Annotated in this window: 9 protein-coding genes; 6 read left to right on the forward strand and 3 right to left on the reverse strand. The window is 50.4% G+C overall.

Annotated elements, in window-relative coordinates; translation table 11 throughout:
* Positions 1-17 precede the first annotated feature (17 nt).
* Entirely contained in the window at positions 18-2,618 is a 2,601-nt protein-coding gene (locus MVC73_RS05750) for a replication factor C small subunit (protein ID WP_297508175.1), read from the forward strand.
* Between the two features lie 5 nt (positions 2,619-2,623).
* On the forward strand, positions 2,624-4,063 hold the full coding sequence (locus MVC73_RS05755) for a replication factor C large subunit (protein ID WP_297508177.1): 1,440 nt from the start codon (positions 2,624-2,626) through the stop codon (positions 4,061-4,063).
* A 35-nt stretch (positions 4,064-4,098) separates the two neighbouring features.
* Here the strand turns inward: MVC73_RS05755 and MVC73_RS05760 are convergent, their stop codons facing one another.
* From MVC73_RS05760 to moaA, 3 genes are all read right to left on the reverse strand, one after another.
* Positions 4,099-5,514 carry a hypothetical protein gene (locus tag MVC73_RS05760; RefSeq protein WP_297508146.1) on the reverse strand — a complete coding sequence of 472 codons (1,416 nt, stop codon included), beginning with the start codon at positions 5,512-5,514 and terminating at the stop codon, positions 4,099-4,101.
* A 73-nt stretch (positions 5,515-5,587) separates the two neighbouring features.
* Positions 5,588-6,481 (reverse strand): DUF835 domain-containing protein, encoded by an 894-nt coding sequence (locus MVC73_RS05765; protein ID WP_297508148.1) that lies wholly within the window; start codon positions 6,479-6,481, stop codon positions 5,588-5,590.
* Positions 6,482-6,526: 45 nt separating this feature from the next.
* Positions 6,527-7,450: a GTP 3',8-cyclase MoaA gene (moaA, locus tag MVC73_RS05770; RefSeq protein WP_297508151.1), complete on the reverse strand. Its 924-nt coding sequence runs from the start codon at positions 7,448-7,450 to the stop codon at positions 6,527-6,529.
* Positions 7,451-7,576: 126 nt separating this feature from the next.
* On the opposite strand from moaA, the gene MVC73_RS05775 reads away from it, so the two are divergent.
* The 4 genes from MVC73_RS05775 to MVC73_RS05790 form a co-directional block, all read left to right on the forward strand.
* Positions 7,577-8,305 carry a hypothetical protein gene (locus tag MVC73_RS05775; protein ID WP_297508154.1) on the forward strand — a complete coding sequence of 243 codons (729 nt, stop codon included), beginning with the start codon at positions 7,577-7,579 and terminating at the stop codon, positions 8,303-8,305.
* Entirely contained in the window at positions 8,271-9,686 is a 1,416-nt protein-coding gene (locus MVC73_RS05780) for a ribonuclease E/G (protein WP_297508180.1), read from the forward strand. The genes MVC73_RS05775 and MVC73_RS05780 overlap by 35 nt, the downstream gene beginning before the upstream one ends.
* Positions 9,687-9,959: 273 nt before the next feature.
* Positions 9,960-11,153, forward strand: a complete 1,194-nt coding sequence (locus MVC73_RS05785; RefSeq protein ID WP_297508157.1) for an ATP-binding protein — start codon at positions 9,960-9,962, stop codon at positions 11,151-11,153.
* Positions 11,154-11,222: 69 nt separating this feature from the next.
* Positions 11,223-11,674: hypothetical protein (locus MVC73_RS05790; protein WP_297508160.1), on the forward strand; the 452-nt coding region annotated here is incomplete at its 3' end.

Consider the following 11,674-nt stretch of genomic DNA (forward strand, 5'->3'; position numbering starts at 1 on the left):
GCCTTTAGGTGAAAGCCATGCCCGAGGAACCGAGGGAGGTTAAAGTCCTTGAGAAACCGTGGGTTGAAAAGTATCGCCCACAGAGGCTGGACGAGATAGTTGGTCAGGATCACATCGTCAAGAGGCTCAAACACTACGTTAAAACCGGTTCTATGCCGCACCTGCTCTTTGCAGGCCCTCCTGGCGTGGGGAAGTGCCTCACGGGAGATGCCAAGGTCATAGCAAACGGCGGGCTAACAACCATTGGCGAGCTAGTTGAGAGGATTGGCAAAGGAAGGTTTGGTCCAACACCGGTTAACGGCCTCAGGGTTCTCGGAGTTGACGAGGATGGCAAGCTGAGGGAGTTGCCGGTGGAGTACGTCTACAAAGACAAAACCAGTGAGCTCATCAGGATAAGGACGAGACTGGGCAGGGAGCTTAAGGTTACCACATATCATCCCCTCCTCGTCAACAGAAAGGACGGAAGAATTGAATGGGTTAAAGCCGAGGAACTTAGGCCCGGGGACAGGCTTGCAGTCCCGCGCTTCCTCCCCGCGGTTCTCGATGAAGACCCTCTCGCGGAATGGCTCGGCTACTTCATAGGCGACGGTCACGCGGATTCGAACACCAACGCGATAACCTTCACCAACACCGATGAAAGGCTTAGGAAGCGCTTCATGGAGCTTACAGAGAGACTTTTCCCCGACGCAAGGGTTAAGGAGAGACTCCACAAAAACCGCGCTTCAGATGTTTACGTGAACTCAAAGATGGCGAAGGAGCTCGTTAAGAGCCTCGGCCTCGCGGGCAGAAAGGCCGACAGGGTTTACATACCAACGGAAGGGTGGAAAGGACTTCGCTCCTTCCTGAGGGCCTACTTCGACTGCGACGCCGGAGTTGAGAGCAACGGCATAGTCCTCTCAACCGCGAGCAGGGAGATGGCTGAGCAGGTCTCCTATGCACTCGCGGGGCTTGGAGTTGTCGCCAAAATCAGGAGCAAAACCGCCAAGAGGCGCACCTACTACTACGTTGTTATCTCGGGCTCGGAGAACATTTCACGCTTCCTCTCCGAGGTCGGCTTTTCCGTGGAGGAGAAGAGGAGAAAGGCTGAGGCCTTGATAAAGAAACCAAACCCCAACATCGGCTCCCTCTACGCCGACAGAGAGCTTATCTCATATGTCAGGGACAGACTTAGGCTCAAATTCTATGACGACAAAGTCAGGTGGAGTCCCGAAAAGGCAAGGAAAATCGCCTGGGAGCTGATGAAGGAAATCTACTACCGCCTCGACGAGCTGGAAGGGCTTGAGAAGGCCCTGTCGAAGAGCATCCTTATTGACTGGAGCGAAGTGGCTAAGAGAAGGAAGGAAATAGCCGAGAAGACGGGGATAAGGCCAGACAGACTCCTTGAGTACATAAACGGCAGGAGGAAGCCAAGCTTGAGAAACTACCTCAGGATTGCAGATGCCCTTGGAATCGGGCTTGAAGAAACGATAGAGGCCATGAGAACTTTCGCCAGGAAGTACTCAAGCTACGCGGAGATTGGAAGGCTTATCGGCACCTGGAACTCGAGCGTAAGGGTAGCCCTTGAGAGCAACACCGAGAAAATAGAGACCCTTGAAGAGATCAGGAAGGCCGAGCTGAAGCTCTTGAGGGAAATCCTGAACGACGAAAAGCTCAAGAGGGGAGTGGCTTACCTAATCTTCCTCGCCCAGAACGAGCTCCTATGGGACGAGATAGTCGAGGTCGAGAGGCTCAAAGGCGATTTCGTAATCTACGACCTCCACGTGCCGGGCTACCACAACTTCATAGGCGGCAACCTTCCGACGGTTCTCCACAACACAACGGCAGCTTTAGCCCTCGCGAGGGAGCTGTTCGGCGAGAACTGGCGCCACAACTTTCTGGAACTTAACGCGAGCGATGAAAGAGGCATAAACGTCATCCGCGAGAAGGTGAAGGAATTTGCAAGGACGAAGCCGATAGGAGGGGCGAGCTTCAAGATAATTTTCCTTGATGAAGCGGATGCTCTAACGCAAGACGCCCAGCAGGCGTTGAGAAGAACGATGGAGATGTTCTCGAACAACGTGAGGTTTATTCTCAGCTGTAACTATTCGTCAAAGATTATTGAGCCAATTCAGTCAAGATGTGCCATCTTCCGCTTCAGACCGCTCAGCGACGAGGCCATAGCGGAGCGCATCAAGTACATCGCCGAGAACGAGGGACTTGAGCTAACCGAGGAGGGCCTTCAGGCAATTCTTTACGTCGCTGAAGGCGACCTGAGGAGGGCTATAAACGTCCTTCAAGCTGCTGCCGCCCTCGACACGAAGATAACCGACGAGAACGTCTTCCTAGTTGCCAGCAGGGCAAGACCAGAGGACGTCCGCGAGATGATGACCCTAGCTTTAGAGGGCAACTTCCTTAAGGCGAGGGAAAAGCTGAGGGAAATTCTCCTCAAACAGGGCCTCAGCGGTGAGGATGTCCTCATCCAGATGCACAAGGAGGTCTTCAACCTCCCGATTCCGGAAGACAAAAAGGTGGCTTTGGCGGACAAGATAGGCGAGTACAATTTTAGACTCGTTGAAGGGGCCAACGAGATGATACAGCTCGAAGCTTTACTCGCTCAGTTCACCATAATGGGCAAGTGATGGCTATGAGCGATGTTCCGTGGGTCGAGAAGTACAGGCCGAGAAGGCTGAGCGAGATTATCAACCAGGAGAAGGCGATAGAGCAGGTTAGAGCATGGGTTGAGGCGTGGCTTCACGGCAACCCGCCGAAGAAGAAGGCCTTAATCTTAGCGGGCCCGCCGGGAACGGGAAAGACGACCACTGTTTACGCTCTGGCGAGGGAGTACGGCTTTGAGGTAATCGAGCTCAACGCGAGCGACGAGAGAACCTACGAAAAGATAGAGCGCTACGTTCAAGCGGCTTACACGATGGACATCCTCGGGAAGAGGAGAAAGCTCATATTCCTCGACGAGGCCGACAACATGGAGCCGAGCGGTGCCAGGGAGATAGCGAAGCTCATCGACAAAGCTAGAAATCCCATCATAATGAGCGCCAACCACTACTGGGAGATACCGAGGGAGATAAGGAACAAGGCCCAGATAGTCGAGTACAAGCGCCTCACCCAGAGGGACATCATCAGGGCCCTCGTCAGAATTCTGAAGCGTGAGGGCAAGACGGTTCCCAAGGAGATACTCTACGAAATAGCAAAGCGCTCCAACGGCGATCTAAGGGCTGCTATCAACGACCTCCAGACGGTTGTCACTGGGGGAGTTGAAGACGCGAGGGAAGTTTTAGCTTACAGGGACGTTGAGAAGAGCGTCTTTCAGGCTCTTGCTCAGGTTTTCGCCACCGACAACGCCAAGAGGGCCAAGATGGCAGTCCTTGGAGTTGATATGTACCCCGACGAGCTCCTCCTCTGGATTGACGAGAACGTTCCCTACGTCTACTACAAACCCGAGGACATAGCCAGAGCTTACGAGGCAATAAGCAGGGCCGACATCTACCTCGGCAGGGCCAAGAGGACGGGCAACTATTCCCTCTGGAAGTATGCAACCGACATGATGACCGCTGGGGTTGCGGTTGCAGGCGTCAAGAAGAAGGGCTTCGTCAAAATCTACCCGCCGAAGACGATAAAGATACTCACCGAGAGCAAGGAGGAGAGAAGCCTCAGGGATTCCATCCTGAAGAAGGTCATGAAGGAGATGCACATGGCAAAGCTTGAGGCCATAGAGACCCTCCACTACCTCAGGGTAATCTTCGAGAACAACCCGGACTTAGCTGCTCACTTCACCGTCTTCCTCGACCTGAGCGAGAAGGAGGTCGAGTTCCTCGCTGGAAGCTCCGAGAAGGCCAAGACCATCTGGGCTAAGAGCATGAACATAGAGAAGAAGCTTAAGAGGGAAGGCGAGCTTGAGGCAAGGGCGAGAGAAGCCGAGAAGAAGGCCAGGGAAGAGGAGAAGGAGGAGGAAGAAATCAGCGAGGAGGAGCTTGAGAAGGCTGAGAAAGAAATAGAGGCCGTCGGCAGGAAGAAGGAGGAAAAGAAGAAGGGCAAGCAGGCGACGCTCTTCGACTTTCTGAAGAAGTGATAATTGATAGATAAAAAGAAGATAGATTATATTGGTTACACAGTACGTAAGACTTTGGTAGTATTAGATTGGTTCTTTGAGTTTTCCTCATCCTGCGAGCATATTGTATCTCGTATTGAATAAATAAACTCATACAATGTTGTTCTATCTAGCACCCAACGTGGGTGTGCATCAATAATTTGTTCTGCCCATTTTTTTGCCCTATCTAATTTTTCACAAGAATTTAAAATTTGTAATGATTTTAATGATTGATTTAACATATAATCGTCTTTGCTATATTTAGCATACGCCCCCATTATAATGTGCCACCCATTTATTAAGCCGATAATATCCTCCATGTACTTTTTCCCCCCTTGTTCAGTTTTTCTGGATATATTAGCAACAAAATTCATTAATTCATTAACTCCAGAAAATACAACGTTTATCACATAATCAAGATTTTTATAAGAGGCTCTCCATGCAATGTCTTCCAGCATCTGTGTAGTTCTCATTATTGGGGTGTTTTTCTCATAGTCTGTTCCTTCTTCACCATATATTAAGAATTTCCTAATACTATCTGAGATGCTATCATCAAGCAACACTGTTGATATGAACTTTTTATTAATTCGAACTAAACTTGCAATTGTTTCATCTATCACAAACCTATCTTCTAAAAAATTTTCCGCAATATGATTTATACTCCAAGATATTTCTATTACTATACTAATTAGCTCTGCACACACTCTAATTTCTCTTTGATTAATAGTTAATTTCATAACATCTTCTATTAAGCTTTCTATTATATCCAGAATTTTTGGAATTATGTAATACTTCTTATCTGCCGCAAGACGTACTATAATTGAAAATAACGGACCAGTAGAGTTTCTCTTGATTCTCATAAGGACTTGCTTGGTATTCAAGTCGTTATTTCTAGTTAGATAGCCATCTATAGTCTTCAGGCATTTTCTTTTTAGTGATTCTGCAAGATATAAAACATTCATTCTTTTTTTCACATACATGAAATATGGAACTAGCGCTAATAGTAATACAATTGAAAAAATAACATTAATATAAATTACCCATTGCATGGTGATTATAAATTTTCCTAAGGAAATAGGTGTTAAAAAAAATCCCCCCATGATCAAAAGAGATAGAACAGCATTAGCTAGGAACAATGCTAAGTATAGTATATCTGGAAGTCTGAAAAATTCATCAATTAAAAGTTCGCTGTAATTGTAAGACAGTTGAATAGCTAATAAAATAAAAGTAAATATCATTGCAAAAGCTGCAACTAGTCCTTGGAATATAGAACTTATTAAATACCGAGAGTTCTCATTTATTTCTGAATGCCCCCAAACCGGAGGATATCTCAGAAGTATCCCAACAGTTAACATTATCACAATAAAACCCATTAACCCAACATATAATGTCAACGGAGTTTCATCATCTTGATCTTTAATCATGACGCTCATGAATTCCTATAACTTAGAATGGATATTTGAATGTTTCCATCCCAGTATCCTTCCAACTACAAATACCTTTTATTCAATATTTCAATGATTTTGTAAAACCTTCGCCTCCCCTTTCGGAACCCTTAGCGCGGGCATTTTTCTTCACCTTCAGCTCTGGGGGTAACGTCTCGAAAAGTGCTGGGCCAAGCACTTCCCTGAGAACAAGCCCTACATCTACCATTTCGAACTCCTTTCTGAGTATTGACAGCTCCACCTTTTTTAAGGCACCGGGGGTGACGAGGAGCACGATGTGGCCACCGTGGAGAACCGCCATGTCCTTGGCAGAGATCAGGAACTTAGCGAGTCCCTTGAAGTCGTTGTAGAAGAGGAGGTACTCAACGCCGTCCACGTAGACAACGCCTCCGGGGTTCTGCATGAGGAACCTCTCTATCCTCTGGAGGATGACGTGGAGATCCGTTGGGCTCACACTACTCTCATGTTCAACCCTGCTAAGCCAGATGTACTCGTCGGGAAGAACCCCTGTCTTGGCCGTCCACTCCTCGAGGGGAACGCGCGTTATGACCATTAGTGGCACCCTTGCATAGCGGTAAAGGGCCCGGATCAGGGTAAAGGCGTCTTCCTGACTTTCAATCAGGATTGCGTGGGGGGCGGGGAGTCTTTTGCTAACCCGCTTTCTGGCCTTCAGCTTTCTCAAGATATCGAGAACCGCAGCCGCGAGCATAAGGTAGCCAAAGGTGGCGGAGGCCGCCATAACAACCCACAGCTTACGGGAGTAGAAGACGGAGAGTGTAACCCCCAGGGCTGTTCCGAAGCCGAAAAGAAGAAAAGACTCGCAGAGAACCCTTGCAAGGGTTTTGAATGGCTCATCGTGCTTTCTGTATTCCCGAAATGAGGCCGCTACCCCGAAGATGCCAAGGATTACGAGGAATGCAATTGCAACGTAGTAACCGAGATACAGTACGTCCATCGAACCGCCTGTACGGTACTTAGATGTTGTCCAAAAAAACTTTTTCTAACGCCAGTAGGGCTCGCGCATGAGGACGGCCTTCTTAAAGATTTCAACGATTTCACCGTCGCTCGCACCGTTTCTCATGGCGGTTATGAAGTCTATCAGGTCGTCGTTCCTCAGCAGGCAGGTCTTGAACATGCCGTTGGACGTAACCCTCAAACGCGTGCAGTTGGCGCAGAAGATCGTGTTGTGCATCGCCCTGACAACTTCAACCTCGGCAACTCCGTAGTCGGTCGGAACGAAGTACTTCTTTCTCCTGTGCATTCTCCTCTCCCTGATTTCTACTGCCCTCTTTTCAAGCTCCCTCTCAACCGGTTTGAGCGGGTAGAAGTACTTCCTGAAGAAAGAGGTTTCAGTCATCTCCCTCGGTGCCTCAAGCTCGATGAGCTGGAGTATCGTCCCGGTTTTAGCCGAGAACTCGACCATGTCCCAGATTTCACCATCGTTCAGGCCCTTCATGACCGTCATGTTGAGCTTGACCGGGCTGAGATACTTTACCGCCTCCTCGATTCCTTCAAGAACGGTTTCAAGCATGTCGACGCCCGTTATTCGCTTGTAAACCTCTCTCCTGAGGCTGTGGAGGGAGACGTTCACCCTGTCGAGGCCGGCCTTCGCGAGGGGCTTTGCGAGCTCCTTCAAGCGACTCCCGTTGGTCGTCATGCTTAAATCGACCACGTAGGGCTTTATGCGCCTCACGATTTCGATTATGTCCCCCCTGACGGTCGGCTCTCCGCCGGTGAGCTTGACCTTCTTAATGCCCAGCAGGGAAGCTATCCTGACGAGCCTCTCGATTTCCTCAGGTGTCATCTCGTTTTTAGCTAAAAACCTCTGGCCCTCGCGGTGGCAGAAGAAACAGCGGAAATTGCACTCCTGGGTGAGCGAAATCCTCAGGTTCGTCACTGGCCTCCCAAAGCGGTCGTAGAGCACCTCCCCTCCCCCGAAGGAGTAGAGTTCAGTTTAAAATAAAGCTTTTGGGTAAGTGTTTTTGTTTAACCAGCCCAATCGAAAAGTAAAAGTAGTTGCCGGGAGACTTAAGGTTTAGGGGGTCTGGGTATGAACGCCGAAGAACTCAGGACTGTTCTGAACCGCCTTGAAGAGCTTCACTCGTCCTTTGAGGAGGCCTTCTCGGAGCTTGTCTCTGGTGGTGCCGGGATAGAGACTATAAAGGTTCTGCACGAGCTGTCCTCGGAAAAGCTTGAGCTGAGCACAAGGCTTTACAAGGAGCTGACGAAGGTGGGGGGAAGAGCGGAGGAGGCATCGAAAGACCTATACCGGAACGAGCACCAGATGAAGTTCCGCCTTGAGGAGCTCCTCAGCCTGGCAGGCAGGGAGGACTTTACATCAAAGGCCCGGTTCAAGAGCTCGCTTGAGCGTCTGATCCAGTTTCACAGGCTCTACGACTACGCCGTTAGAAAAGACCTCGGGGAACTGTCGGCCGAGATAGAGGGGCTGGCCTTCCTGGGCGAAAACCAAAAAAAGGTTCCGGTGAGCATACTTGAGGAAATCAGAAAGACCCGGGAGATTGAGGGAAGGCTGGAAAGGCTGATATCCTTTGTGAGGAGGCTCTACTCCCATCCAGCCGACGTTTACAGGGCCGAGGAGGCTCTAAAGGCCTGGCACTCCCGCGGTCTGCTCTGGGTTGAGGCGAGAAACGTTGAGAAGCTCAGCGGTGTGAGGGACGCTGGGGAGATACTCGAAGGACTCACTCTCATCGGAGTGGTTGAGAAGAAGATGAGGGGTGGTGAAAGTGTCTACAGACACAGGGCCTACGGTGAGGATTAGGGGCATATACAGCACGGCCTTGACGAAGCTCTTCCTCGACAGGGGCTTCGGAATAAGCCAGCCGAGCAACAAGATCGTCGAGCGCTTCGGCCTCGAAAAGACCTACGACGAGTTCGACGTTGACATCTACGACAAGAAGGACAGGCAGGGGGTTGTTCTGGTCGGGAACGCGGTTGAGGAGGCCAAGAGGGTCTTCGAGGAGGAGTTCATAGACGTCTTTTTCAGGAGGCTCCCCTACCAGCTTTACGGGATATACAAGGGGCTCGTGGTAAAGGTCGATGAGAGGTTCGTTTACGTTGATATAGGGAGCGCCATAGGGACGGTTCCAAGGCAGGAACTCCCCCGGGCTGGAGAAGGCGACGAAGTCCTCGTTCAGGTCAAAAAGCACAACCTCCTCCCCCACCTGAGCACGACCCTCACCGTTCCCGGTGATTACGCCGTTCTAATCCCGAAGCCGGTCGGGGCGCAGAGGCACGTCAAGATATCGAGGAAGATACGGGACCAGAAGGAGCGGGAGAGGCTGAGAATCCTCGGGCTGAGCATAGACCTTGGCGAGTGGGGAATCCTCTGGAGGACTGCCGCAGCCTACAAGGACTGGAACACCCTCAGGGACGAGATAGTCAGGCTCTCAAAGCTCGCCGACAGGCTGGAGAAGGCGGACACCTACTTCGCTCCCTCACTCATAATCGAGGGCCGGAACATCTACGAGGTCGAGTTCGGTGGAGGAGCCAAGAAGAAGCTCGACGAGATAAGGAACAGAGTAGTGCCGACCGTTGAGGGGCACCACTCATTAAAGGCCAAGGACCCGGAGCTGGGCTTCGCCGTTGAGATAGCGGAGGGGATTCTCTCGAAGGTTCCCGGCCAGAGGATGAAGGTAAACGCCGGCTTCTGGGAGGCGTTGGTTGAGAACAAGGGGCCGAAGAGGGGCTGGCTTTTCAGATTCGAGCACGTGAAGCCGGACGGCCAGCTCATAAAGATAGGGCCGGGAGAGGTTGTTGAGGTCTCGAAGAGCCCCCTAAAGGTCACCGTGCGGAGGAACCTGAGGCCCGGAAAGTTCTACGACGGTCTTGAGCTCCCGATAGAGCCCGGGGACTACGCCATAACCGAAATAGAGGCCGGGAAGTGGTGGTTCGTGCACAGGTATTACGATAGGAACGGCAATCTGAAGGGGGAGTACTACAACATAAACACGCCTGTCGAGATTTACCCGGACGGGGCAAGATACGTTGACCTGGAGGTGGACATCGTAAAGTGGCCCGACGGGACCAAGGAGATAATAGATAAGGAGAAGCTGGCCCGGCACTACGAGGAAGGCATAATAAGCGAGAAGCTCTACCGGGCCGTCCTCAGGATAACTCAGGAGGTTTACGAGAGGGTCTAGGAAGTGCTTTGCGTCTTTTCTTGGCTTTTTATCGATTTTTGAAGAAACAGCCGAATTGCATCGCTGAGCGTAGGACGAGAAGGAGGAAGGGATTAAAATCACTCCCTTTACCTCTACAAGCGCTCCATCGAGAAGGCCCTCTTTGCCATCCAGCTCAGGAAGACTGACAAAGCAGAGATAGCTATTAAGCTCTGATTCTTCTTTTAAACCCTGAGAACTCACACTTCTCAACATTTATAAAGTGTTGAGGACTATAACTTCTCAGGTGTTCCTATGAGGCTGGGCAACATCACCTACATGAACCCGTGGTGGGAGGGGAGAGAGGACTACCACGTGAGGCGCTGGAAAGAGCAGAGGTTACACTGGAGGCCAAAATGGCTGGAGAAGCTTTCGCTTAGGCCGTTCTCCCTCAACTTCATCCTCGGCCCGAGGCAAGTTGGGAAAACCACCGGGATAAAGCTCCTGATTCAAGACCTCCTGAAGGATAACCCGCCTGAGGCGGTTCTCTACATCAACGTCGAGGTTCTTCCAAGCCACCGCGAGCTTTTAGACCTTCTCCGTGAGTTCCAAGAGCTTAAGGAAAAAGAAGGAATTAAAACGGGTTACATTTTCCTCGACGAGGTTACATCACTTGAAGGTTGGTGGCGGGGGGTTAAACCGCTCATAGATGCTGGCCTCTTGGAGAGAGATGTAGTTACGGTTACTGGCTCAAGCTCCCTGAGGGTCAAGAGGGACATCGAGCTCTTCCCGGGCAGGAGGGGAGAGGGTAAAACAATAGAGGTAATGCCCCCCTCATTTCCGGAGTACGTTGAGATAATGGGACTTAAGAATCCAGAACTGATGAGGGAAAAAGTCTTGGAGCTCTTCAATTCATACCTTGAGACGGGAGGGTTCCCGGCATCAATAAATGGCCTCCCAATGGACGACCTCCTCGGGGCTTACATTGGGGAGTTCGTTCGATTCGGGAAGAGCCTTGAGATAGCGAAGGAAACGCTCTCAGCCCTGATAAGGAGCGCTCCCTCGGCGACGAGCTTCAGGGCCTTAGCCAGTATGACCTCCGGCTACTCCTACAAGGTAATCCAAGACTACATAGAGTTCTTCACCGAGCTTTACATCCTCGGAATAGCCTATCTCAAACAGGGTAACCATGTGCTCTACAAGCGCGAGAAGAAGTTCTTCTTCCGCGACCCTCTCTTGGCGAGGCTTTTCTCGGTCTGGAGCGGGGCGGAGCTTAGGGAAGATGCACTTTACGAGTGGGTTGTTCAGGAACACCTCTACCGGCGCTTCGGCGAGGTTTACTACTACAGGAACTCCTATGAGGTCGATGCAGTTGCTGGAAATCTGAAGGTCGAGGTGAAAGCGGGAAAAGCTCACCGTAGGTATCCAAAGGGTGTAAGGGTTTTGGAGAAGGAGGACGTGCCCTTCTTCCTCCTTGAACTTACTCACGGAAGCGCTTCTCGATTTTAATGCACTCCCTCCAGATATTATACCCTTCGGGAGAAGGGAAATCCATAAATACCCGGAGGGAGAAGGGAAATGAGCGATCCATGTAGCCATTCTCACGAGGAAGGCACTCTCTTCGGTATTCTACTGTTGGTTGCGGGAATCTTTTTCCTGTATGGGGCTTTTGGAAACACTGGGGCCAGTGGGATGTCCAGGATATTGGCAGGTATTATCGCCGCCAGTGGCCCTATGCTTGCAGCTGGCATAATAGACAAGTATAACCAAACAGTTCCAAAAATGGATCCCCAGATAATCCTGTCGCAATGTAAAGATGAATGGAATAGTCTAAAAAATGCAAAAAGTGACATAGAACGGCTAGAAATCGTCTATGAAAACGCAGTTAATGTGTCTCGTAAAGCTCTTTATGGATTTCTAGAGATATGGATAGAAACAGGAGTTGCACTAGGATTACTGCTATTGGGTATACTCAAGGGATGGTTTATCTCATCAACTGTCATACAGCTCTCCGGCGTTATTCTTTCCCT

Source organism: Thermococcus sp. (assembly GCF_027052235.1).
GTDB lineage: Archaea > Methanobacteriota_B > Thermococci > Thermococcales > Thermococcaceae > Thermococcus.